Source organism: Steroidobacter denitrificans, assembly GCF_001579945.1.
GTDB classification, from domain to species: domain Bacteria; phylum Pseudomonadota; class Gammaproteobacteria; order Steroidobacterales; family Steroidobacteraceae; genus Steroidobacter; species Steroidobacter denitrificans.
On sequence record NZ_CP011971.1, the window covers coordinates 1,026,649 to 1,049,715 of the forward strand.

At 60.7% G+C, this 23,067-nt stretch carries 20 protein-coding genes, 1 tRNA gene and 2 pseudogenes; 18 read left to right on the forward strand and 5 right to left on the reverse strand.

Annotated elements, in window-relative coordinates; all coding sequences use genetic code 11:
- Positions 1–27 precede the first annotated feature (27 nt).
- Together ACG33_RS04460 and ACG33_RS04465 are read left to right on the forward strand one after the other, a co-directional pair.
- The gene (locus ACG33_RS04460; RefSeq protein ID WP_066919050.1) at positions 28–2,175 is read left to right on the forward strand and encodes a 3-hydroxyacyl-CoA dehydrogenase NAD-binding domain-containing protein; all 2,148 of its coding nucleotides are present in this window, start codon (positions 28–30) and stop codon (positions 2,173–2,175) included.
- 46 nt (positions 2,176–2,221) lie between these two features.
- Positions 2,222–2,992 (forward strand): SDR family oxidoreductase, encoded by a 771-nt coding sequence (locus ACG33_RS04465; RefSeq protein WP_066919052.1) that lies wholly within the window; start codon positions 2,222–2,224, stop codon positions 2,990–2,992.
- Between the two features lie 251 nt (positions 2,993–3,243).
- Here the strand turns inward: ACG33_RS04465 and ACG33_RS16645 are convergent, their stop codons facing one another.
- The 3 genes and pseudogenes from ACG33_RS16645 to ACG33_RS04475 form a co-directional block, all read right to left on the reverse strand.
- Positions 3,244–3,579 carry a hypothetical protein gene (locus ACG33_RS16645; protein ID WP_237392686.1) on the reverse strand — a complete coding sequence of 112 codons (336 nt, stop codon included), beginning with the start codon at positions 3,577–3,579 and terminating at the stop codon, positions 3,244–3,246.
- Between the two features lie 159 nt (positions 3,580–3,738).
- Positions 3,739–3,909 (reverse strand): annotated as a pseudogene (locus tag ACG33_RS17010) (hypothetical protein); the annotation flags it as partial.
- Positions 3,910–3,963: 54 nt separating this feature from the next.
- Complete coding sequence (locus ACG33_RS04475) at positions 3,964–4,308, reverse strand: integrase arm-type DNA-binding domain-containing protein (protein WP_237392687.1); 345 nt, start codon at positions 4,306–4,308, stop codon at positions 3,964–3,966.
- A 295-nt stretch (positions 4,309–4,603) separates the two neighbouring features.
- On the opposite strand from ACG33_RS04475, the gene ACG33_RS04480 reads away from it, so the two are divergent.
- The 9 genes from ACG33_RS04480 to ACG33_RS04520 all read left to right on the forward strand — a co-directional run bounded on the left by ACG33_RS04480 (position 4,604) and on the right by ACG33_RS04520 (position 13,529).
- Entirely contained in the window at positions 4,604–4,912 is a 309-nt protein-coding gene (locus ACG33_RS04480; RefSeq protein WP_066919058.1) for an STAS domain-containing protein, read from the forward strand.
- Positions 4,909–7,173 (forward strand): chemotaxis protein CheA, encoded by a 2,265-nt coding sequence (locus ACG33_RS04485; RefSeq protein WP_083536447.1) that lies wholly within the window; start codon positions 4,909–4,911, stop codon positions 7,171–7,173. Before ACG33_RS04480 ends, ACG33_RS04485 begins: the two co-directional genes overlap by 4 nt.
- Positions 7,167–8,876 (forward strand): methyl-accepting chemotaxis protein, encoded by a 1,710-nt coding sequence (locus ACG33_RS04490; protein WP_083536448.1) that lies wholly within the window; start codon positions 7,167–7,169, stop codon positions 8,874–8,876. The genes ACG33_RS04485 and ACG33_RS04490 overlap by 7 nt, the downstream gene beginning before the upstream one ends.
- A gap of 8 nt (positions 8,877–8,884) precedes the next feature.
- The gene (locus ACG33_RS04495; protein WP_066919060.1) at positions 8,885–9,436 is read left to right on the forward strand and encodes a chemotaxis protein CheW; all 552 of its coding nucleotides are present in this window, start codon (positions 8,885–8,887) and stop codon (positions 9,434–9,436) included.
- Positions 9,408–10,421 (forward strand): methyl-accepting chemotaxis protein, encoded by a 1,014-nt coding sequence (locus tag ACG33_RS04500; protein ID WP_066919062.1) that lies wholly within the window; start codon positions 9,408–9,410, stop codon positions 10,419–10,421. Before ACG33_RS04495 ends, ACG33_RS04500 begins: the two co-directional genes overlap by 29 nt.
- Before the next feature lie 13 nt (positions 10,422–10,434).
- A complete protein-coding gene (locus ACG33_RS04505; protein ID WP_066919064.1) occupies positions 10,435–10,800 on the forward strand; it encodes a response regulator in 366 nt (121 codons plus the stop codon).
- 96 nt (positions 10,801–10,896) lie between these two features.
- Positions 10,897–11,760, forward strand: coding sequence for a CheR family methyltransferase (locus tag ACG33_RS04510; RefSeq protein ID WP_066922815.1), 864 nt, complete (start codon positions 10,897–10,899; stop codon positions 11,758–11,760).
- A gap of 159 nt (positions 11,761–11,919) precedes the next feature.
- Positions 11,920–12,216 carry a chemotaxis protein CheB gene (locus ACG33_RS17015; protein WP_083537161.1) on the forward strand — a complete coding sequence of 99 codons (297 nt, stop codon included), beginning with the start codon at positions 11,920–11,922 and terminating at the stop codon, positions 12,214–12,216.
- 41 nt (positions 12,217–12,257) lie between these two features.
- Positions 12,258–13,529: an EAL domain-containing response regulator gene (locus ACG33_RS04520; RefSeq protein WP_066919069.1), complete on the forward strand. Its 1,272-nt coding sequence runs from the start codon at positions 12,258–12,260 to the stop codon at positions 13,527–13,529.
- A gap of 453 nt (positions 13,530–13,982) precedes the next feature.
- Here ACG33_RS04520 and ACG33_RS15625 read toward each other — a convergent pair whose 3' ends face one another.
- Positions 13,983–14,387, reverse strand: coding sequence for a GFA family protein (locus ACG33_RS15625; protein WP_083536449.1), 405 nt, complete (start codon positions 14,385–14,387; stop codon positions 13,983–13,985).
- Between the two features lie 285 nt (positions 14,388–14,672).
- Here ACG33_RS15625 and ACG33_RS04525 point away from each other — a divergent pair, with 285 nt between their 5' ends.
- The 5 genes and pseudogenes from ACG33_RS04525 to ACG33_RS16010 form a co-directional block, all read left to right on the forward strand.
- Positions 14,673–14,864 carry a hypothetical protein gene (locus tag ACG33_RS04525; RefSeq protein WP_066919071.1) on the forward strand — a complete coding sequence of 64 codons (192 nt, stop codon included), beginning with the start codon at positions 14,673–14,675 and terminating at the stop codon, positions 14,862–14,864.
- Between the two features lie 31 nt (positions 14,865–14,895).
- Complete coding sequence (locus ACG33_RS16005; RefSeq protein ID WP_157071664.1) at positions 14,896–15,072, forward strand: GrpB family protein; 177 nt, start codon at positions 14,896–14,898, stop codon at positions 15,070–15,072.
- 51 nt (positions 15,073–15,123) lie between these two features.
- Positions 15,124–16,776, forward strand: coding sequence for a phosphoglucomutase (alpha-D-glucose-1,6-bisphosphate-dependent) (gene pgm / locus ACG33_RS04530; protein ID WP_066919073.1), 1,653 nt, complete (start codon positions 15,124–15,126; stop codon positions 16,774–16,776).
- A 101-nt stretch (positions 16,777–16,877) separates the two neighbouring features.
- A complete protein-coding gene (gene glgP, locus ACG33_RS04535) occupies positions 16,878–19,424 on the forward strand; it encodes an alpha-glucan family phosphorylase (protein WP_066919075.1) in 2,547 nt (848 codons plus the stop codon).
- 199 nt (positions 19,425–19,623) lie between these two features.
- Positions 19,624–19,749 (forward strand): annotated as a pseudogene (locus ACG33_RS16010) (phosphoketolase family protein); the annotation flags it as partial.
- A gap of 85 nt (positions 19,750–19,834) precedes the next feature.
- Here the strand turns inward: ACG33_RS16010 and ACG33_RS04540 are convergent.
- Positions 19,835–19,919, reverse strand: a tRNA-Leu gene (locus ACG33_RS04540).
- 264 nt (positions 19,920–20,183) lie between these two features.
- Here ACG33_RS04540 and rnr point away from each other — a divergent pair.
- Together rnr and ACG33_RS04550 are read left to right on the forward strand one after the other, a co-directional pair.
- Positions 20,184–22,349, forward strand: coding sequence for a ribonuclease R (rnr, locus tag ACG33_RS04545; protein WP_066919077.1), 2,166 nt, complete (start codon positions 20,184–20,186; stop codon positions 22,347–22,349).
- 198 nt (positions 22,350–22,547) lie between these two features.
- Positions 22,548–23,027, forward strand: coding sequence for a PPOX class F420-dependent oxidoreductase (locus tag ACG33_RS04550; protein WP_210399172.1), 480 nt, complete (start codon positions 22,548–22,550; stop codon positions 23,025–23,027).
- Positions 23,028–23,067 lie beyond the last annotated feature (40 nt).

Here is a 23,067-nt window from a genome sequence, read left to right on the forward strand (position 1 = left end):
GCCGGCAAAGAGAGCAGGTACGAAGCCATGAGCGAGAATTTCAAAGGTTTCATCTACGACAAGGATGCCGACGGCATCGTCACGCTGACGATGGATATGGCGGGTCCCGTCAATGCCATGAACGCTGATTTCCGCGCTGCCATCGAATGGCTGGCGGACAGGCTGGAGGCTGAAGAGGGCCTGACGGGCGTGGTCATCACTTCCGGAAAAAGCACCTTTTTCGCCGGTGGCGACATCAAGGAGATGGCACAGGCTCGAGCCGCCGATGCCGGGCAGTGGTTCGAGATCATCGAACGCATGAAGGCGCAGTTGCGCCGCATCGAAAAATTGCCGGTGCCGATCGCCGCTGCCATCAACGGTGCCGCGCTCGGTGGCGGCCTGGAAATCTGCCTGGCCTGCAATTACCGCGTTGCCTGGAATTCCTCCAAGGTCGCGATCGGCCTGCCCGAGGTGACCTTGGGGCTGCTTCCGGGCAGCGGGGGGGTCGTGCGCAGCATCCATATGCTCGGCCTGGAGAAGGCCCTGCCGTTGATCCTCGAGGGCACACGCCTGGCGCCCGCCAAGGCGCGGGAATCGGGTCTCGTCGATGCCTTGGTCGATGACCTCGAGGAACTGCTGCCTGCCGCCAAGGCATGGGTCAAGGCGAATCCGGATGCCGGTCTCAAGCCCTGGGACAAGAAGGGCTATGCCATGAGAGACAGCATCTATGATCCCCGGGTCACCGGCCTTCTCAGCGCTGCCAGTCCGCAATATTTCGCCAAGACCCGCGGTCTCCTGCCGGCTCCGGCACGCATCCTGTCGCTGGCGCACGATGCGGTATGCGTGGATTTCGATGCGGCGCTGCGCATCGAGACGCGAAGCCTGGTGGAACTGATGCTTTCCCCGGTGTGCAAGAATCTGATCAACAGCACCTTTTTGCAGATGAACCGGATCAACAGCGGTGCCAGCCGCCCCAGGGATATCGGCAAGACCAGCGTATCCAGGGTGGGCATCCTCGGCGCCGGCATGATGGGTCAGGGCATCGCTTATGCCTGTGCGATGGCCGGTATCGAGACGGTGCTCAAGGATGTGTCGCTGCAGGCGGCCGAGAAGGGCAGGGCTTACACCGACAGTCTGCTTACCAAGCGGCTCGCCAAAGGCAGTCTGACCGAGGAACAAAAGGCGGTCATTCTCGCCCGGATCAAGGCCACTGCCGATAATGCCGACCTTCGCGGCTGTGACTTGATCGTCGAGGCGGTGTTCGAGAGCATCGATCTGAAAAAGAAAGTGATCCAGGAGACCGAGTCCCTGCTGGCCGAGGGCGGAGTATTCGGATCCAACACCTCCACCCTGCCCATTACGCTGCTCGCCGGGGCGAGCCGGCGGCCCGAGAATTTCATCGGCGTTCACTTCTTCTCGCCCGTGGACAAGATGCCGCTGGTCGAGATCATCTGCGGCAAGCAGACCAGCGAGGCGACGCTGGCCAAGGCCTACGACTTTGCCCGGCAGATCGGCAAGACGCCCATCGTGGTGAACGACTCGCTCGGTTTTTTCACCTCCAGGGTCTTCGGTACCTATCTGGATGAGGGCTGTCGTCTATTGGTGGAGGGATTGGATCCCATATTCATCGACAATATGGGGCGCCTGGTCGGCATGCCCGTCGGTCCGCTCACCGTGTTCGACGAGGTCAGCCTGGAACTCAACCGCAAGGTTGCCGAAACACAGCGGCAGCTCGGCATCTATGGTTCCAGGTCCGATAGCAGCGTGGCCGTCGAGGTGGCCGAGCGCTTGACGATGGAGTTCGGCCGCGGCGGCCGTCATCATGGCGGCGGATTCTATGAATATCCGGCCGGCGGCCCCAAGCTTATCTGGCCCGGACTCTACGAGCTTTATCGTAAGCACGATGTCGGCATCGACGCAGGCGACGCCAAGGACCGGCTGCTGTTTCGCCAGGTGGTGGAAGCCCTCAAGTGCCTCCAGGAGGGTGTGCTGCGTTCCGTGCCTGAAGGCAATATCGGCTCCCTCATGGGTATCGGCGCGCCGGTCTGGACCGGCGGTTTCATCCAGTTCGTCAACACCTACGGACTGCAGCGTTTCATCGACCGCTGTGACGAACTCGCGAGCCGGTATGGCGAGCGTTTCAAGGCGCCGGGCATCGTCGCCGAGAAGCTCGCCGCGGGTGAAGTCTTCGAATGACCGGGGCGCCGTCATACATCAATCATTCAACCGGATAAGGGGTTAGATGGACATCAAGGACAAAGTGGCAATCGTCACGGGTGGCGCCTCCGGACTGGGCCGCGGCACGGTCGAGCGCTTCATCGCCGATGGCGCCAAGGTCGCCATCTTCGACATGAACGAGAAGCTGGGTACCGAAGTGGCGGGCCGGATGGGTGAGAACTGCGCCTATTGCAGCGTCAATGTCACCGATACTGCGTCGGTTCAGGCGGCTCTGGACGGCGTGGTTGCCAAGTGGGGTGCCTTGCACATTTGCTGCAACTTCGCCGGGATCGGGTCCGCTCATAAGACCTATGGGAAGAAGGGACCGCACCCCATCGACGAGTACCTCAAGGTGATCAACGTCAATCAGATCGGCACCTTCAACATGTGCCGTCTCGCTGCGGAGAAAATGGCGGCGAACGAACCCGTCACCGCCGACGGCGGGCGGGGTGTGATCATCAACACGGCTTCGATTGCCGCCTACGAGGGGCAGATCGGTCAGGTTGCCTACAGTGCCAGCAAGGGCGCCATCGTGGCCATGTGCCTGCCAATGGCACGGGACCTCGAGCCGTATGGCATTCGCGTCAATACGATCGTTCCCGGCCTGATCCACACGCCCCTGTTCGAGACCGTGGGAGAGGCGTACTACAAATCCCTGGAAGCATCCGTCGTCTTCCCCAAGCGCCTTGGCAAGCCCGCCGAGATCGCGAAGCTTGCCGCCTTCCTGGTGGACAACGATTATATGAACGGTGAATGCATCCGCATGGACGGGGCGATCCGTATGCAGCCCAGGTAGGGGGTGGGCTCACGGGCCTGAGTGAGTGGATCCCTGGGTGGTCGGGTACAAGGCATGCGTGCTGAGCGAAGGTTTTCGTCCCGGCGCCGCTGGCGCCGCAGTAGATCGCTGGCGTAATATACTGAAAAATATATTATTTCTTGATTCCGCCCAAGCTGTTCGACCGATGCCACGCTCGCTGCTGGCTCTCATCGCAAGGTGGCCCGCCCGTCAGGGGCGGTAACCGAAAGGTTGCTTAGGCTAGACTGCGGCTATTCGATGGTTTTGGTTGGCCGCCGAAAGGCAGGCAACGGCCTCTTCATGAGTTCGGCAATTCGCTCTTCGGGTGCCCCCAGGCCTCGGAGGACCACGACGGTGATCTGGTCGCCGTAATTCTTCAGTTTCGGATTTTGATGCATACGGTGCATCGCGCTGGTGGCCGTGCCTTCCATTAGGTCGATGGCCGCCTCCAGCGACGGTATGGTCAACAGCCCAGCCTTTCGAGCCTGCTTCAGATCCCGGATCGGCCGTTCTCCCGCAGTGGTATTGGCAAGGCGAACCTGTGCCACGAAACCACACCACGCGCGATCGTTTTCCGCCTTTTGCATCCACATTCGGATGCCGGTGCCGAAGCGTAACAGAGGGTCCTCGATGCCCCGGATGGACTCACCGATGGACTGATGAAGGTCATCGGTGAGCCACTCACTTGCCGCGTGTAGCAGTTCATCCGTGCTGCGGAAATAGTTGTAGAAGGTTCCGCGCGCAATTCCCGCCGCCGTGATGAAATCGTCGATGACTGCGCCCTGTTTGCCTTTCTCGGCGAAGACATGAATTGCCGCAGCGAGTGAGAAGAAGTTGACACCCCCAGAGGTGTATAACTTCCGGCTTCGCTGAGATACCTCCGTTGATACCCCTGCGAAATTATTAAAATTATTAATATATCTGAATTATATATTTTAGTGTCGCGGGATGGTGTCCCGTAGGGATAGTAGTCAGCCGTCGTCGCGCAGTTCCTCGCGGATGGCGTAGTTGACGATGCCCCCGAGGTACTGACGCGCTTTGGCGGCCAAAGCGGGCGCCTTCGCGGCGATACCAGCCAAGGCGTCGGCCGCGTCCTTGGACTTCATGGTTGTGATCGACCGCCGGCGCAGGGTGGGGATGAGGTAGGTGTCGAGGACGTACTCGGCTTTGCGGTAGGTCTTGGCGGCCATCGGGTCAATCCCGTCGCGCAGGAGGGCGCGTGCCGCATTGCGATGGCGGCGCGCCTCGGCCAAGCTGACCTCCGGGTAGAGGTCCAAGGCCAACAACCTCTCGCGCCCGGCAAAGCGGTACTTCATTCGCCAGTAGCGAGCACCGTTCGATCGCATGTCGAGATACAGACCCCCGCCATCAATGTCCTTGGAGGACCCGCGCCTCATCTCCCGTCCAGTCGACCTGATTTAATTGGTATTTATTAAATAAATATCTATCAGGAATACCCGCTATTTGCATTAGTGGATTTCCCGCTAAACAGCTGCGGTGTTTGGCCGCTAATCCGCCCACGAATGAAATAAGGGTAACACCTTGTCCGCTTCCCCAAAAAATTTCGGGCGGCGATCAGGTGTGCTGCCAGGTAAATGCCGGTGGATGCAAATGAGTGACAACGTTCAGGATACAGCGAGCGTCGTGCGCGTGCAGGGAGAGATGACAATCTATCGCGCACATGAGCTGCTGCAGGAAGTGTTGGCGATCGTGCGTAAGCGATCGGCCACTACCTTGCTCGATCTGTCGAAAGTCATCGAATTCGATACAGCCGGATTACAGCTTCTGCTGATGGCGCATCGCCTGGCCGCGACCGCTGGCAATCGCCTCAGTGTGATCAATCCAAGCGAGTGCGTCAGCGACGTATTGGAACTCTGCAATCTGACAAATGATTTCGTTGCGCCGGAGTCGGAATCATGAAAGTCGACCTGGCGTTGAGCACTTTTGTAGTCGAAAGTTGCGAACTGCTGCGAGAGATGGAGGCCGCGCTGCTCGCTTGCGAGCATGGCGGGGCCGACGATGAGGCCATCAATGCCATCTTCCGCGCCGCACACACTATCAAGGGCTCCTCTGGTTTGTTCGGGCTCGATGCGATCGTGGCGTTCACGCATATCGTGGAAGGCGTTCTCGATCGAGTTAGAAGCCACGAAATTAAATTGGACCGGGAACTCGCCGCTGTGCTGCTGGAATGCCGCGATCACATGCAGTCACTGGTCGATGCGGTGACCAGCGCCGACTGCGGCAGCAACCCTCAGCACGAACTTACCGGCGCCGGTCTTCTCGAGCGCCTCACGGCGATGACCGACGGCGGCACCTCTCAGGAGCCCCGGAAGCCCGCAACAGTACCCGCGATGCACGCTCTGGAATCTGAATTCCACAATGGATGGCGCGCCCGTACCGATAGCTGGCACATATCGGTGCGCTTTCATGCCGACGTGCTCAAGAACGGTATGGATCCGCTTTCGTTCATACGCTACCTGACGACACTCGGCAGCATCACCGGACTGCAGGTCGTGGACGAGGCGTTGCCTGATCCGGAGCGGTTTGACCCGGAAAGCTGCTATCTCGGGTTCGAAATCAGTCTCAAGTCGGATGCAGAAAAACAGCAGATCGAGGCGGCGTTCGAGTTCGTGCAAGAAGATTGTGCCTTGCGCATTCTGCCACCGCGTTCCCTCATCGCAGAGTACGTCTCACTCATCCGGGATATGCCGCAGGCGCACGGGCGGTTAGGAGAATTGCTGGTGAACTGTGGCACGCTCACCCGTCGGGAACTCGATCGTTGTCTTGCACTTCAGAATGAATTGCAGGTGGATCCCGCACTAACACATCCTCTCGGGCAGCTGCTCGCGCAAAGCCACCTCGTACAGCCGCCAGTGATCAAGGCAGCACTGCAGAAGCAGCGCGAGGCCGGAGCCGCAGGCGAAGGCAGGGGCACGGACAGCCGTTCCCTTCGTGTCGATGGGGTCAAACTTGATCACCTCATCGATCTGGTCGGCGAACTGGTGATTGCCGGTGCCGCTACCAATCTGATCGCCCGCCGCGTCGGATTCGCCGAGCTGCACGAATCAACACAGCGGTTGGCGCGCTTGGTCGAGGACATCCGCGATCAGGCGCTACAGCTTCGTATGGTACCTATCGGTGCGACCTTCGCACGCTTCCGGCGCGTGGTGCGCGACGTGGCGCGTGAAACGGGCAAGCAGATCCGCCTCGAAGTCAGCGGTGCGGATACGGAACTCGATAAGACACTGATCGAAAGTATTGCCGACCCGCTCACGCATCTGGTGCGCAACGCCATCGACCACGGTATCGAACGGCCAGATATACGCCGTGAACGCGGTAAACGCATGGAAGGTCTGTTGCACCTGAACGCGTATCACGACTCCGGATCCGTGGTCGTTGAAGTGAGCGACGACGGTAATGGACTCAATCGGGAGCGCATCGAGCGCAAGGCGCTCGAGCGCGGCCTGATCAGCGACGCCGCCGGGCTTAGCGATGCGCAGGTCTATGCACTGATTTTCGAACCGGGATTTTCCACTGCTGAACAGGTGACGAATCTGTCCGGCCGCGGCGTCGGAATGGACGTCGTCAAACGCAATGTCACGGCACTGCGAGGGACGGTCGAGGTCGACAGCCGTGAGGGCGCCGGGACCCTGGTGCGCATACGCATGCCGTTGACGCTTGCCATCATCGACGGTTTCCTGGTCGGAGTCGGCCGTTCCTCCTTTGTGATACCGCTGGATCTGGTGGAGGAGTGCGTCGAGCTCACGCAAGACGAGCGGGCAGCAGCCGTCGGTCATCGTTATATCGACCTGCGCGGCTCTACTCTGCCGTTCATTCGTCTGCGTGAGCTGCTTGGCATCCCCGGAGTGGAGGCCAAGCGCGAGAGCATCGTAGTCGTACGCTGCGGCGAGCAGCGCGCCGGCATCGTCGTCGACGAACTGCTCGGTGAGCTGCAGGCGGTCATCAAGCCTTTATCGAAAATTTTCAGCGGACTGCAAGGCATCAGCGGCTCGACCATCCTGGGCAGCGGCGAAATCGCGTTGATCCTTGATGTCGGAGGGATGATCGAGCGCTCTCTTGCGCTAGGCGATCGGCACGCTGATCGTGGCAGTGCGGCTGCGGCGTCGAACATCCTTGGTTCTTTCTCTGCAAACAAGTTCTCCGGAGTCATGTCATGTTGAAGAATATGAAAGTCGGCATGCGCTTGAGCGTTGCCTTTGCACTGGTCCTGCTTTTGCTCGGTGCCGTGTCGATGCTGTCAGAGCAACGCCTCGAACAGATCAAGCTTGCAACGGATCAGATCGTCAACGATCGTTATCCAAAGATCGTGGCACTCAATCAGATTACCCGAAACATCGACGCGATGGATCTAGCACTACGAGATTCGCTTCTCACGACCGATCGCGAGCAGATGAAAAATCGTATCGCAGCGATGGACACCATGACCGCACAGATCACCAAGGCCTACGAGTATCTCGAAGGCGTCGAGCATCTCGCGGAGGACAGGCAGCAGCTGGAAATCATCAACGCCGCACGTATCCCCTATGTCAAGTTGCGCGCGAGCATAATGGAGAAACTACTGGCGGGTCAGCGTGAGGCAAGTACGATCGAGGTGCAGACACAACTGCAGCCGCTCCAGGATGCCTATTCGGCCGCTCTGCGAAAACTTGTCGATATGCAGGGCGAGCTCATGCAAGCGGATAGCGACAGCGTTGCGGCTGTGTATGTGCAGTCGCGCAAAATTGTACTGCTACTTTCCGGCGTGGCGGCTGTGCTGGCCTTGCTCGCCGCCGTCTGGGTGACCCGTTCGATCACCCGGCCGCTTACCGACGCTGCGCAAGTCGCCAAGCGTATGGCCGACGGCGATCTCACCATGCGCATTCAGAGTACCTCCAAGGATGAAGCCGGTTTGCTGTTGGCAGCGATGGGCGTCATGGTCGACAAGCTCTCGCAGGTGATCGGCGAAGTGCGCTCGGCCTCCGATCATCTATCCGCGGCAAGCGAGGAAGTTTCCGCGACCGCACAGTCCCTGTCGCAATCAGCAACGGAGCAGTCCGCTAGCGTCGAAGAAACCTCTGCCTCGGTGGAACAGATGAGGGCTTCGATCGGTCAGAACACCGAGAACTCCAAGGTGACCGACCAGATGGCGACCAAGGCAGCCGGCGAAGCGATCGAAGGCGGCGAGGCGGTCGGTAGGACCGTAGATGCGATGAAGCAGATCGCACAGAAGATTTCGATCATCGACGACATCGCTTACCAGACCAACCTGCTGGCTTTGAACGCTGCGATCGAGGCGGCGCGGGCCGGTGAACATGGCAAAGGCTTCGCAGTCGTAGCAGCCGAAGTTCGCAAACTAGCCGAGCGGTCACAGGTCGCGGCACAAGAGATCGGCGAAGTCGCCAGTTCCTCCGTACAGCTCGCCGAGAAGGCCGGCGAGCTTCTGGACGAGATGGTGCCATCCATCAAGAGGACTTCGGAGCTGGTGCAGGAAATTACGGCGGCGAGCCAGGAACAGTCCTCAGGCGTCAGCCAGATCAACACCGCCATGAATCAGCTTTCGCAACTCACCGAGCAGAACGCCTCCTCCAGCGAGGAACTTGCCTCGACGGCCGAGGAAATGAGCAGTCAGGCGCAGCAGTTACAGGCGGCGATGGCCTTTTTCCGGGTCGATGTCGACGGCGTCGCGCGTACGGTTACACCCGCGGCCAAACCGGAGCCGGCAGCGCGTCACTTTAAAGACGTTTCTAAACACGCATCCATTGCGCGCCATGCATCGGAGCAGCTGCAACCGCAACCTCTGGCTGCGATGGCGGCCTACGGTAACGGCAAGGCTAATGGACAGGGTAACGGTGTTCTGAACGAGCATCACTTCGTGCGCTTCTAGGAGCCGTCATGACCTATGCAGCAGCAAGTTCGAATGCAGCAGTACCCGCGCCGGTGGAGGTGGAGCCGCGGCACGATCTGCATCAATACCTGACCTTCATGCTCGGGCGCGAGACCTTCGCGTTCAGCATCCTAGGCATCAAGGAGATCCTCGAGTATACGTCCCCAACCGACATCCCCATGATGCCCGCGTTCATTCGTGGGGTCGTGAATCTGCGCGGGGCCGCCGTGCCAGTGGTCGATCTGTGCGCCCGATTTGATCGTTCCTGCACGCCGATTACCAAGAAGACCTGTATCGTCATCATCGAGAGCGGTACAGAAGACGAGCGGCACGTGCTGGGCGTGCTCGTCGATGCAGTCAATGAAGTGCTTGAAATTCCCGATGCCGATATCCAACCGCCACCGCGTTTCGGCGCCTCGATCCGGGCGGATTTCATTCACGGCATGGGTAAAGTACGCGGAAAGTTCGTGATCATTCTGGACCGTGCGAGCGTGCTGTCTGTCGAAGAAATGGCAGCGATCGCACATTCGGATGCAGCTGTTACCCAACCGGCTGATTGAGTGTGCGGCGATCATGCTGAATATCCTTAGGCGCCAGCCAGCCGCAGCAACACCGCAAAAGGAATCGATCGGCGCGGAGCATGTATGCATGGCGGCGTTGCCGATCTTGGCCAAACAGATCGAATCCGCTCGCGACCAGACTACGGAGGCGATCGTCTCATTGAGTCAACGCTTCGGTGGAATTGTCACGAGTCTCGATGCAGCGCTCACCGCATCCCAACATAACACGGGTGGTGACGATCTGATTGCCGCAATGAATGACGGCCTGCAGCAACTGGCTCACGTCATGAACACGCTTTCAGCGATTCAGGACTGTCGTACCACGCTTGCGGCGGAGATCCGCTCTCTGGCCATTTACACGAGTGAGCTCGGCAAGATGGTTGAACAGGTCGGGATGATTGCGTTCCAGACCAATATGCTGGCGCTCAACGCAGCAATCGAGGCCGCACATGCCGGTGAGTCCGGAAAGGGCTTCGCGGTGGTGGCGCACGAGGTGCGGCAACTGTCGAATGCATCACGCGACACCGGCAAAGAGATCGCCGAGAAGATCGGCGTCATCAACGTGAGGCTCGCGCGCGTCATCGACAGCAACGAGACGGCGGCGGCACGAGAACGGGAGGCGGTCCACGACTCGGGCGCGCGTATTCAAGGCGTACTGACCAGATTCCGTGACATAAGCCTGGATCTGTCGCGTTCCACCGAGGATCTCAGAGGTAGGAGTGCCGACATCAAGGATGAGGTCGCCGAATCCATGATTCAGCTGCAGTTTCAGGATCGCGTCGGTCAGATTCTCAGCCATGCCATTGCGGTTATGCACGATCTGTGCCGGCACACAAGTACGACAGCATCGGGCGGCGACCGTTCGCTACTTACCTCACAGTATCTGACAGAGATGGCGCGCGGATATACAACTGAAGAACAGCGGCTCAACCATCAAGGTGCATCGCCGGCAGCGGTGACGACCCCGGAAGTCGAATTCTTCTGAACGGAGCAACATAATGGCGAAGCGGATTCTGATTGTCGATGACTCAGCGTCGGTGCGGCAGGTCGCCGGCATCGCGCTCACGCGCGCCGGCTATGAAGTCGTCGAAGCCTGCGATGGACAGGACGCGTTGGCCAAGCTCAGTGGCAAACTGCATTTGATCATCAGCGATGTGAACATGCCGCGTATGGACGGCATCAGTCTGCTCAAGGCCGTCAAGGCACATCCGAGCTACAAATTTACGCCGGTGATCATGCTGACGACGGAATCGGGTGTAGAGATAAAGAACGAGGGCCGCTCCGCCGGCGCCAAAGCTTGGATCGTCAAACCATTCCAGCCACAGGCCATGCTGGATGCCGTTGCCAAGCTGGTTCTGGCATAAGCCGACGTTCGGCTCGATCACTGCCACGTTACTTGACCGCACAGTGGCTCGGAGGGAATCGTGGGTGGATCTTCAGCAAAGCATCGAGCGGACACGCTGGCGCAATCAGTAGGCCTCACGAAAGCGGAGTTCGACTGGATTCGTGCACTGATATTGCGTCTTACGGGTATCAATCTTCCGCCCTCCAAGAAGGCGCTCATCATCGGGCGTTGGAATCGGCGTCTGAATTATTTCGGCTACACGAGTTTCCGGGAGTACATCGAGCTACTTTCAAGTGAAGCGGCAGGCGACGAGCTGCAGATCGCGATCAATCTCCTGACGACCAACGAGACATATTTTTTTCGTGAGCAGCGTCATTTTGATTTCCTGCGCGATCAGGTGCTGCGACAAGTCTGTCGCGGTGACAAGTTCAGAGTATGGAGCGCCGCCTGCTCCAGTGGTGAGGAGCCGTACAGTATCGCAATGCTACTCAGAGCGGAGCTTGGGGAGTCCGGCTGGGAAGTGCTGGGCTCCGATATCAGCACGCGCGTGCTCGAAACGGCCCGCCTCGGCCTATATTCCATGGATCGCGCACGCTCGATTCCTCAAGAATATCTACAGCACTACTGCCTGAAAGGCGTTGGACCGCAGTCCGGAATGTTTATTGTCGATCGCGCCCTGCGCGAGCGCGTACAATTTCGTCAGATCAATCTCAACGAGCGGCTGCCCGATATCGGGCAGTTCGACGTAATCCTGCTGCGCAACGTGATGATCTATTTCGACGCCGATACGAAGTCAAAGGTGGTCGCGAGAATGCTGCCATTGCTCAAGCCATCCGGTCACTTCCTGGTCGGGCATTGCGAGACGCTCAATGGCGTGACAGACAGCTTGAATATGCTCAGCGCCTCCATTTACAGCAAGCTCCCGCTTCGTGGCGCCTCGAAAAGAGATGCCGTGATTGCTGTCGAGGCGCGCCCATGAGACGGATCCGCGTACTCCAGTGGATACGACCGCGATTCATCAGATGCCATCCGCACAGCTCATGCGCGACCCAGAGATCCCGGTGATGGCTGCGGCGGACGATCTGCCGTTTGCGAGGCACGCAGGCAGAAGGAATGGTTGGATGTCATCGTTTTGGCAATGAGATGCCTCGTAACGTTCAAGTGCAGCGGTACCTGCTATTACATACAAGCGATCGATGGATTGGTTGTGAACCGGCACCGCTCTTTTGTTGATGTCCTGTCGCGTTCGATCGCAGCGTGCGTCAGTGCGAATGCATTCGGTATCATCATGACCAGCACGGGGGATGACGAAGCCCGCGGATTGAAGGAGATGCGCGCTGCAATCGGCAGCACCATTGTACAGAATGAAGCAAGTTGCATGATGCCGGGAATACCGAAGGAGGCAATAAGTCTCGGTGGTGTTCGGCATATTTAGCTACTTTCGGCGCTGCTTCGAACGGTACAGGATAAGAGGTCATGGTTTCGCCCACTAGCCTAGCGCATCTCACCTCGGTGCTGATAGTTGATGACAGCGAGGTGCAGCGCAACCACAGTGCGAGCCTATGCAGCGAACTGGGTATCGCTACTATCCATCAAGCAGGCAACGGTCGTGAAGCCTTGGCGCTGCTTGCGACGCTTTCGCCCAGTCTGCTGATCGTGGATCTAGAGATGCCAACGATGGACGGGGCCGAGCTGTTGCATAGATTGCAGCAGCAGGCAATCGATATCCCGGTCATCGTCGTATCCTCGCACGAACGGATGCTGATCAACGCGGTGCGCGATATGGGCAGCGTACTCGGGCTGCGGATCGTAGGTGCGCTGCAAAAGCCATTGACTGTCAACTTACTGCACGAAATCTTGCACAATCACGCCGGCACCGGCACCGGCACCGGCACCGGCATCGAACCGCAAATCCGCGCACAACCGCCGGTCGATGCGGAAATGCTCCGCAGCGCTATCGAGAACGGCGAGATCCAGGTTCACTATCAGCCTAAAGTCGATGTCCGAACCGGGATCATGCGCGGCGTGGAGGCGCTTGCGCGCTGGCGGCATGCGACTCTTGGTGTTGTGCCGCCGGAGCAGTTCGTCCGGCTGGCCGAATGCAATGGGCTGATCCATGCACTTACACTGCACGTAATGAACTTGGCGATGCTGCAGATCAACGCCTGGAGAGCGCGCGGGTTGCACCTCTCCGTATCCATCAACCTTTCGCCGCTTTTGCTCGAGCATTCGGATCTCGCGCATGAGATATCCTCGCTCCAGCGGTGTTATGGATTGTCCGCGGATCAGATCGTGCTGGAAGTCACCGAAAGCTCGCTGGTGACACAACTCGGCGTAGCGCTCGGTGTGCTGACGCAGCTGCGGCTGCGGGGCTTCGGCTTGTCCATTGATGACTACGGCACGGGATTTTCCTCGTTGCAACAACTGGCAAGAATTCCCTTTACCGAACTGAAGATTGACCGCGAGTTTGTGCACGGCGCACATGAACGCAAGAATCTGCAGATAATCCTGCGCTCCGCACTGGAGATGGCTAATCAGCTCGGCCTCGTCACCGTCGCAGAGGGCGTGGAAACGATGCAGGACTGGCGCTTGTTGCAGGAGTTCGGCTGCAAGCTGGGGCAGGGCTGGTTCATCGCCAAGGCCATGCCCGCGGCGGAGGTCCTGCCTTGGCTGAGGATGTATCCTGCGCGGCGCCGGGCACTGGAACGCAAGCCGACGGAGTCCCCATCGCTGAATCGACCGGCATGACGGGCTTCTCCCGAAGATGAATAGATTAATTCATATCTGATGTTCATCCTTTCAAGAGCAATATTTTGACGAGATCGACATGAATCCGCGGGCTGTGGAGGTCTCCCGGTCGCTCGCGACGGTCTTGACTCCGCGAAATTGTATTTGTGTGCAGTAACTCCCGCCAATTTCAGGGAGTCGGTCATGTCAGCGGCCCCGCTGCCTTTGCCGATGATCGGTCGCCAAGCCTGGCCCCGTTTGAGCGGATTTTTGTCCAGACGGTCCTGGAGCGTCGTGGAACCAGCAATCAACCGACCGTGGCTGAAGTCACCGCAGCACTGAAGCGAATCTCATAGCCGTCCACGGCCTTGACTACGGCTCCCAAGGACGCCGGTTCGGTGGCGCCTAAGGACGTGTCGATTTGGTCAGTATTACTTCGACGCTGACGGTAACCTCAAGACGTTGCCACGTTAGTCATTTGTTTTCCGGTAACTCATAATGCTTTGGCAAGTCACTGGTTTCAACACACCATGATGCTTTTGAGCCCCAAAATATATTTTGCTCCGGTCTTATTTTCGGATCTTCGTCCAGCGTTCCTGCAGGGACCACCATGTTTTTACCGCTTTTCACCTCCCAAGGTAGAGACGACCCGCACTTATTGCAGAACGCCGTGGCCAGATATTTGGCCTGCGATAAATCATACTTGCCCACTTGCTCTGCGCCTTTTAACCAATGAAACTGGGCCAGTGGAACAAAGATGTTTGCCGAATGCAGACTTCCCGTAAATTTCCTGCATCTCGAACAATGGCAATACTGAAACCCTTTAAACGGCGGTTCAATTTCGTATTGAACACCACCACAAAGACAACTGCCTTTCATGTTTTCCTCATCCAAACAATACGATATTCAGGCTGAAGATGGGTAGATTGGATTGTATGATACCGCCACGCAGTACGGTTTCCGGGTAAGTAGTAACCTCGCGGCGTCCTTCCATGCTCTTCGCGCAAGCGGACTTAATGTCGCTCCGGATTACATACTCGCGGAGTGAACGATGAGCAAGCGACGATTGAGCGCGGAGATCTAGCGCGAGTTGGTGACACAGTGTAAGCGTCCGGTGTCGGGCGTGAAGTCTCACGCCTCCTGCACGGCGGCGACGCGCGCTTCATGCGGCCCTCGGCGGCCGATATCGATGCCCTGAAGCCGGACGACTTGCCCGCCCTGCTGAGCGCTGCGCTGGCGGGCCCGGCTGACATGACCGTCATCGGCGACATCACGGCGGACCGGGCGATCGCGGCGATGCAGTCCATCAAACCCGCATGCGTACGGAACGTCGCGGCATCTTCCTTGTCTGTATGAGTGCATGTGCCCAAACACGGGAGGGTTTCCCTTGTCACTGACCAATGCCCGGATTCCTGCCGGCACGGTGAATGCACCCGACGTGCCAGTGGGCCGGATACGCATCGTCGACTACGATCCGCAGTGGCCCGAATCATTTCGCCGCGAGGCTGGGAGGATCCGCCGGGCGCTCGGCGCACGGGCACGCACCCTTGTCGGCACACGATAGTTCCACCACGACACTGATCCGCTGCTACCGCAACAACAGGGAGCGTGTCTCATGACCGAATCCATCAGCCCGTTGGCCGGCAAACCGGCACCAGCCTCCATCCTCATTGATGTCGCCAAGCTCGTCGCAGCCTACGCGAACGTGCACCCCGACCCGGCCAACCCGGCCGAGCGCGTCAGCTTCGGCACCTCGGGGCACCGTGGCAGCTCCCTCAGCGCCAGTTTCAACGGCGACCACGTCGCCTGCATCACTCAGGCAGTGTGCGACTACCGCACCATGAGGGACATCGATGGTCCGTTGTTCATCGGCATCGATACCCACGCGCTTTCCGCTCCCGCCTTCGACACCGCGCTCGAGGTGCTGGCCGCCAATAACGTCACCACCATGGTGGCCAAGGGTGGTGAATTCACGCCGACGCCGGCCGTATCGCTGGCCATCCTCGAGCACAACCGCGGCCGCGAGCGCGGCCTCGCCGACGGCATCGTGGTCACACCCTCGCACAACCCGCCCGACAACGGCGGCTTCAAGTACAACCCGCCCAACGGTGGCCCTGCCGATACTGACATCACCGGCTGGATCGAGCACCAGGCCAACGGCTACCTCGACCGCAAGCTGATCGGCGTGCGACGCATACCGTTGGCCCGGGCCCGCCAGGCCGACAGCATTCGTGAATACGATTTCCTCGACGCCTACGTCGGTGCGCTGGTCGCGGTAATCGACTTTGACGCCATCCGCGCCGCCGGCGTACGCATGGGTGTCGATCCGCTGGGCGGTGCTGGCGTGCACTATTGGGCCCCGATCGCCGAGCGCTACCGCCTCGACCTCGACGTGGTCAGCGAGGAAGTCGATCTCCGCTTCGCCTTCATGAGCGTGGACTGGGACGGGTGCATTCGCATGGATCCATCCTCGCCCTACGCGATGCAACGCCTGATCGGCCTCAAGGACAAGTACGACGTTGCCTTTGCCTGCGACACAGACCACGACCGCCATGGTGTGGTTACCCGCAGCGCCGGCCTGATGACCCCCAACCATTATCTGGCGGTGCTGTCGCAGGATTTGTTCCAGCGCCGCACGAACTGGCCCACCCGCGCCGCGATCGGCAAGACCGTGGTCACCACCGTGCTGATCGACCGCGTGGCCCGCAAACTCGGTCGCGAACTTTACGAAGTTCCTGTTGGCTTCAAGTGGTTCTCCGACGGTCTGCTCGATGGCAGACTGGGGTTCGGTTGCGAGGAGAGTGCCGGTGCCTCGGTGCTGCGCCGCGACGGTTGCCCTTGGACCACCGACAAGGACGGTATCGTGTCGGCATTGTTGTCCGCCGAACTTATGGCGCACGGTGGCCGCGATCCTGGCGAACTTTTCGATGCCCTCACCGCCGAACTCGGGCGCTCTTGCACCGATCGTGTGCAGGTATCCGCCACGGCCGCGCAGCGCCAAGCGCTGAAGGGTTTGCACGCCTCCGACATTGCCATCGATAGCGTGGCCGGCGACAAGGTTACGGCCAAGATCGATCGTGCTCCCGGCAACGGTGCGTCCATCGGCGGCATTCGCGTCAGCAGTGACGGCGGCTGGTTTGCGGCCCGTCCCTCGGGCACCGAAGACGCCTACAAGATCTACGCCGAGAGCTTCCGTGATGAGGTCCACCTCAAGCAGATGCTCGAGGAAGCCCAGCACATCGTCGACAAGGCGATCGGGAGCGCATGATGCGCCGCGGCCATGGTGTTCGGCGTGATGCCCTTGATCACCGCAGCGGCGCGGGTGCGGTGAGCCGCTTCAGCATGGCCTGGTTTTGGTAAGGAGTGAGCATGAATAACCCCACCCCGTCCGGCCATCCGAAGGAATTTCTGCTTCCCACGGATATCGAGGGGTTCGATTCCCTGGCCGAACTAGCCCTGGACATGCGTTCGTCGTGGAACCATGCCACCGATCCGGTCTGGCGCAAGCTGGATCCCGAACTCTGGGCGCTGACGCGAAATCCCTGGGTCGTGCTGCAGACGGTGTCGCGCGAGAAACTGCGGAACGTGCTGACCGATCCCGTTTTCCGCAGGAATCTTGACACCCTCGTGCAGGCAAGGCGGGATGCCAGCGAGGCGCCGGCATGGTTTCAGCAGGCCCACCCGCACGCGCAACTCGGTTGTGTCGCCTACTTCAGCATGGAGTACATGTTGAGCGAGGCCTTGCCCATTTATTCGGGCGGGCTCGGCAACGTGGCGGGCGATCAGCTCAAGGCGGCCAGCGATCTGGGCATTCCGGTCATCGGGGTGGGACTGCTCTACCAGCAAGGCTATTTCCGCCAGGAGATCGACAAGGACGGCATGCAGCAGGCGCGCTTTCCCTACAATGACCCCGGACAGTTGCCCATTACGCCCCTGCGCAAACCGAATGAAGAGTGGCTGCGGCTGGAAATCGTGCTGCCCGGATACTCGGTTTGGCTGCGTGCCTGGCAGGTCCAGGTCGGCCGCGTGAAGCTTTACCTGCTGGACAGCAACGACGCCGCGAACTATCCCGCGCATCGTGGCATCACCAGCGAGCTATACGGTGGCGGTCCCGAGTTGCGGCTCAAGCAGGAAATACTGCTGGGAATCGGCGGCTGGCGGCTGCTCCAAGCGCTCGGCATCCAGCCGGAAGTCTGTCATCTGAACGAAGGGCATGCGGCCTTTGCGGTGCTGGAACGCGCCTGCAGCTTCATGCAGGCGAACGGGCAGCCGTTCGAAGTCGCGCTCGCCGTCACCCGCGCGGGGAATCTCTTCACCACGCACACGGCGGTCGCGGCCGGATTCGACCGTTTCGCGCCGGCCCTGGTCGAGCAATATCTGGGCGGATACGCCGAGCAGAAGCTCGGCATCATGCGTCATGACTTGCTGGCCCTGGGCCGGCAGAACCCGAACGACGCCTCGGAACCCTTCAACATGGCGTATCTGGCGATTCGCGGAAGCGGCGCGGTGAATGGCGTCAGCAGCTTGCACGGCCGGGTGAGTCGGCATCTGTTCGCGCCGCTCTTTCCGCGCTGGCCGGTGGACGAAGTGCCCGTCGGCCACGTGACCAACGGCGTCCATATGCCGACCTGGGACTCGGCCGCGGCCGACGTGCTGTGGACGGAAGCCTGCGGCAAGGACCGCTGGCTGGGTGGATCGGGTACGCTGGAGCAGGGCATACACCGGCTCTCCGACGCCAAGCTCTGGGAGTTCCGCACGGCCGCCAGCGCATCCCTGGTTGACTACGCCCGCGAACGCCTGTCCCGGCAGCTTACGGCGTCCGGCGCGCCACCCGAAGCCATCGCCGAGGCGAAGCACCTGTTCGACTGCAATACCCTGACGCTGGGTTTTGCCCGCCGTTTCGCGACGTACAAACGACCGAATCTGCTGCTTCATGATCCGGAACGCCTGCTGCGCCTGTTGTCCAATCCGCAACGCCCGGTACAACTCATCATCGCCGGCAAGGCCCATCCCGCCGACTTGGCCGGACAGGCCCTGATCCAGCAATGGATCCATTTCATCCGCCGTCCCGAGGCACGCCCGCACGTGATCTTCCTCAGCGACTACGATATGCGCCTGACCGAACACCTGGTGCAGGGCGTGGACGTTTGGCTCAACACGCCGCGACGCCCCTGGGAAGCGTGCGGAACGAGTGGTATGAAGGTGCTGGTCAATGGCGGCATCAATCTGTCGGAACTGGACGGTTGGTGGGCGGAAGCCTACACGCCGGAAGTAGGCTGGGCACTGGGAGACGGCCAAGAGCATCATGACGATCCGGTCTGGGACGCGACCGAAGCCGAAGCGCTCTACGACCTGCTTGAGCGCGAAGTGATCCCGGAGTTCTATACGCGCGACGGGCAGGGCATCCCCGGCGCCTGGGTGGCGCGGATGCGGGAAAGCATGGCGCAATTGACGCCGCGCTACTCCACCAACCGCTCGGTACGCGAATACACCGTCCAGCATTATCTCCCGGCCGCTTCGGCCTATCTCGCGCGCGCCGCCGAGCAGGGCGCGCTCGGTGCGCAACTGGTGAAAATGCGGCACACGCTGGAACAGGATTGGACGGCCCTGAGGTTCGGGGAAGTAAAACTGGACAGTGCGGACGGGCAGCACGTATTCGAGATCCAGCTGTACCTCGACGACGTCGATCCCGATACGGTGCGGGTCGAACTGTATGCCAACGGAGTGGACGGTGCGCCCTCAGTGAGGGTGGCGATGCAGCGGGTGCGGCAACTGGTGGGGGCGGCCAACGGCTATGCATATCGTGCCGTGCTCCCTGCAACCCGTCCGGCAACGGACTACACGGCGCGCCTCATTCCGTTCCACGACAGCCTGGCGGTCCCGCTGGAGGATGCACATATCCTCTGGCAACGTTGAGGCCGTACGATCGTGATCTCCCCGGAGCGCCCGCTGCACGACTACGCCGCCGAGGTGTCTGATGCATCGGCATACGGCGGAGCGTGCCTTGGCCACTGGGGATCCATGCGTCCGAAGGGAGCGCGAACTTCGTCATGTTCAGCCGATCTGGATCAGGTCCGCAATCGCACCGGCGGCGTCTGGTGCCCAAGGAGCCCACATGAATACCACGCCAAAGATCCTTCCGCGGGACCTGCTGAACAGGATGGACGCCTATTGGCGCGCAGCAAACTATCTCTCGGTCGGGCAAATCTATCTCTACTACAACCCGCCGCTATGGTCGCCGTGAGACATCCCGATACAAAAAAACCCGCGTTTGGCGGGGTTTCGGATCATTCAGAGACTTTGTGAGACGTCTCGGAACTCTGTCATGGTGCCCAGGAGAGGACTCGAACCTCCACGGTGTTACCCGCTAGTACCTGAAACTAGTGCGTCTACCAATTCCGCCACCTGGGCAGGAGGGGATGCCGGGGCCGGGCCCCGAGGAGGCGCGCAATGTACCGACGGCGTTTATGAGTGTCAATGACGCTCGCCGGCGCCGCAAGGATGACTCATCTCTCCCAAGGATCCGCTGCACGTGCGGATCGCGCCCGGCGGTATCCCCCACGGGTTACACTGACTTATATGCCATCCAGAAAAAAGACCAAGAAGCCCCCCCGATCAAAATCTCCCGGATCCGGTGCCAGGCACCCATTCCGGGAATCCCGGGAGCGATATCCGGTGGCGGAGGCGTTGCGCGAGGCCGGGCTGCCGCTGCAGTTCGACGAGTTGGCACAGCGCCTCGGCCAGACCGGCGCGGCCGCCCGCGGGCGCTTGACGGGCGAGCGCGGGCGCTTGACGGGCGAGTTGGAGAAGTTGATCCGGGCCGGGGACATCATCCGCAACCGCCGCGGCGAGTATTGCCTGCGCGAACGCCTGCCGCTGATCGTCGGCACCGTGAACGGCCACAAGGACGGCCATGGTTTCGTGATCCCCGACGATCGCGGCGCGCCGATCTTCCTGCCCCCCCGGCAGATGCTGGAAACGATGCATGGCGACCGGGTCGCCGTCCGCCTCAGCGGCACCGACCAGCGCGATCGTCCCCAGGGCTCGATCGTGAAGATCCTGGAGCACAATACCCAGGAGATCGTCGGGCGGCTATATGACGAGGGGGGCATCTGTTTCGTCGTGCCCGACAATCCACGCATCAGTCACCGGATCCTGGTGCCCCGTGCCCACCAAGGCGGCGCGGCGGCGGGCCAGATCGTACTGGTGCGGCTCATCGAGCGGCCCGCGCGCACCGCTCAGCCCGTGGGTCACATCACCCGCGTATTGGGCGAGCATGGCGCGCCCGGCATGGAAACCGAGATCGCCATTCATGCCCATGGACTGCCGTTTGAATTTCCCGTGGAAGCCGGCGCCGAAGCCGCGGCCTTCGGCAGCACCGTCGGTGCCGCCGCCAAGCGCGGCAGGGAGGACCTGCGCGACCTGCCCCTGGTGACGATCGATGGCGAGGATGCCCGCGACTTCGACGATGCGGTGTATTGCGAGCCGGCACGCGGCGGCGGCTGGCGCCTGATCGTCGCGATCGCCGATGTTTCCCACTATGTGGCGCCGGACTCGGCGCTGGATCGCGAGGCACAGCATCGTGGCACCTCGGTGTATTTTCCCAACCGCGTCCTGCCGATGCTGCCCGAGGCGCTGTCGAACGGCTTGTGTTCGCTCAACCCGGGCGTCGACCGTCTATGCCTGTGTTGCGAAATGCGGGTCGACACGAACGGCAAGGTGACCCGCGCACGCTTCTATGAGGGATTGATGCGTTCCGCGGCCCGGCTGACCTACACCCAGGTGGCGGCCTACCTGGCCAGCCCCGGCGCGGCGCATGAGCCGCAAGTCCGCGCTTTGGAGGCACAGCTCGGTCATCTGCACGGTGTGTTCAAGGCGTTCCTGGTCGAGCGTACCCGGCGCGGCGCGCTGGATTTCGATGCACCCGAGTTGAAGGTGCAATTCGGCCAGGACGGCCGCATCGCCGCCTTGGTCGAAACCACTCGCAACGACGCGCATCGTCTGATCGAGGAATGCATGATCGCCGCCAACGTACAGGCGGCACGGTTTCTGAAAAAGCATCGTCTCCCGAGCCTGTATCGGGTTCATGGCCAGCCCGAGGCCGACCGCCTGGAAACCTTGCGCCAGTTTTTGCAAGGCTTCGGCATGCATCTGCCGACGGATCGCGACATTACCCCGCAGGATCTCAGCGCGGTGCTGCAGCGGGCGCTGGGCAGCGAGGAAGCCCACCTGATCCAGACCGTGGTGGTGCGCTCCATGCCGCAGGCGGTGTACCAGCCCGAGAATATCGGGCATTTCGGCCTGTCGCTGGGAGAGTATGCGCATTTCACTTCGCCTATCCGGCGCTATCCGGATCTGATGGTGCATCGAGGCATCCGCCATGTGCTGCATGGCGGGAATGCCGCCTCGTTCGAAGGATCGACGGCGACGATGGCCGCGCTCGGACAGCAATGCTCCTTTACCGAGCGCCGCGCGGACGAGGCGACCCGCGACGCCATGTCCTGGCTGAAGTGCGAATACATGAGCGACAAGCTCGGCGAGGAGTTCGACGCACTGGTCACCGGCGTGGTGGACTTCGGCCTGTTCGTTCAGGTCAAGGGCATGCAGATCGACGGCCTGGTGCATGTCGCCAGCCTGGGCGCGGACTACTTCACGCGCGATCGTTCCGGGTTCCGGATGGTGGGCTCGCGCAGCGGCCGGACCTTCCGGCTCGGCGATCATTTGCGCGTGCGCTTGATCAACGTGGTCATCGATGAGCGCAAGATCGATTTCGAACTCGCCGAGGCCCGCACCGCGCAGCAGCGCGTTCGCACTCCCTGGCAGCGGCGGCGTCAGCGCTGAATCCCAGGCCGATGGCGTCGGTTCATTGGATACGGCATCGCCCTGGGAACCCAGGCCTCGGGCAGATCCCGTCTTGCATCATCACGCCGGGGGTATACTGCGCCGTTCAGACAGATCGACTTGACTAGACTGGCTTGATCAGATCGACTTGCCGGATCGACTTGACCGAGCCGACTTGACCGGCCCCGTAGGAGCTTCATGATGACATTTCCCAAGTCCAAACCTATCCCCGCAGAGTGTCATGACATCCTCAAGGACCGGCCGACCGGTCACCTGGCGACGCTGCATCCCAATGGCCGCCTGACAGTGAATCCCGTCAGCCCGATGTTCGATGGCCAGCATGTACGCATCAGCACGGTGAAGTCGCGCCAGAAGTACAAGAATCTGGTCGCGGATCCCCGGATCGCGATTTCGATCCCTCATCGCAACAATCCCAACCGCTATGTGGAGATTCGCGGCATCGCCGAACTCACGGACGATGTGGACCGGTCATTCGTCAATTCGATCGCGCGTCACTATATGAACGTCGACGTCTACCCGTTCGACAAGCCCGGGGATGAACGCGCCACGATCACGATCCACGCCGAACAGGTATTGAGCCCCGACATTCCGCTTGCCGCCGCGCCTCCCGGAGCGCCGGATCGCGGACGGGACCATGGCAAGAAAAAGCCCATGTGAGTGATCGCGTAGATCGCCTGGCCATCCCCCGCCTTACCTT

Bases quoted from the DNA above. Each gene is read 5' to 3' on its own strand.
- ACG33_RS04485 (WP_083536447.1), top strand. From the start codon at position 4,909: ATGAAAGTCGACCTGGCGTTGAGCACTTTTGTAGTCGAAAGTTGCGAA.
- pgm (WP_066919073.1), top strand. From the start codon at position 15,124: ATGACCGAATCCATCAGCCCGTTGGCCGGCAAACCGGCACCAGCCTCC.
- ACG33_RS04465 (WP_066919052.1), top strand. From the start codon at position 2,222: ATGGACATCAAGGACAAAGTGGCAATCGTCACGGGTGGCGCCTCCGGA.
- ACG33_RS04490 (WP_083536448.1), top strand. From the start codon at position 7,167: ATGTTGAAGAATATGAAAGTCGGCATGCGCTTGAGCGTTGCCTTTGCA.
- ACG33_RS17015 (WP_083537161.1), top strand. From the start codon at position 11,920: ATGAGATGCCTCGTAACGTTCAAGTGCAGCGGTACCTGCTATTACATA.
- ACG33_RS16645 (WP_237392686.1), bottom strand. From the start codon at position 3,579: ATGCAAAAGGCGGAAAACGATCGCGCGTGGTGTGGTTTCGTGGCACAG.
- ACG33_RS04480 (WP_066919058.1), top strand. From the start codon at position 4,604: ATGAGTGACAACGTTCAGGATACAGCGAGCGTCGTGCGCGTGCAGGGA.
- ACG33_RS04500 (WP_066919062.1), top strand. From the start codon at position 9,408: ATGCAGCTGTTACCCAACCGGCTGATTGAGTGTGCGGCGATCATGCTG.
- ACG33_RS04550 (WP_210399172.1), top strand. From the start codon at position 22,548: ATGATGACATTTCCCAAGTCCAAACCTATCCCCGCAGAGTGTCATGAC.
- ACG33_RS04520 (WP_066919069.1), top strand. From the start codon at position 12,258: ATGGTTTCGCCCACTAGCCTAGCGCATCTCACCTCGGTGCTGATAGTT.
- ACG33_RS04460 (WP_066919050.1), top strand. From the start codon at position 28: ATGAGCGAGAATTTCAAAGGTTTCATCTACGACAAGGATGCCGACGGC.
- ACG33_RS04505 (WP_066919064.1), top strand. From the start codon at position 10,435: ATGGCGAAGCGGATTCTGATTGTCGATGACTCAGCGTCGGTGCGGCAG.
- ACG33_RS04475 (WP_237392687.1), bottom strand. From the start codon at position 4,308: ATGAAGTACCGCTTTGCCGGGCGCGAGAGGTTGTTGGCCTTGGACCTC.
- ACG33_RS04495 (WP_066919060.1), top strand. From the start codon at position 8,885: ATGACCTATGCAGCAGCAAGTTCGAATGCAGCAGTACCCGCGCCGGTG.
- ACG33_RS04525 (WP_066919071.1), top strand. From the start codon at position 14,673: ATGCGGCCCTCGGCGGCCGATATCGATGCCCTGAAGCCGGACGACTTG.
- ACG33_RS15625 (WP_083536449.1), bottom strand. From the start codon at position 14,387: ATGAAAGGCAGTTGTCTTTGTGGTGGTGTTCAATACGAAATTGAACCG.
- glgP (WP_066919075.1), top strand. From the start codon at position 16,878: ATGAATAACCCCACCCCGTCCGGCCATCCGAAGGAATTTCTGCTTCCC.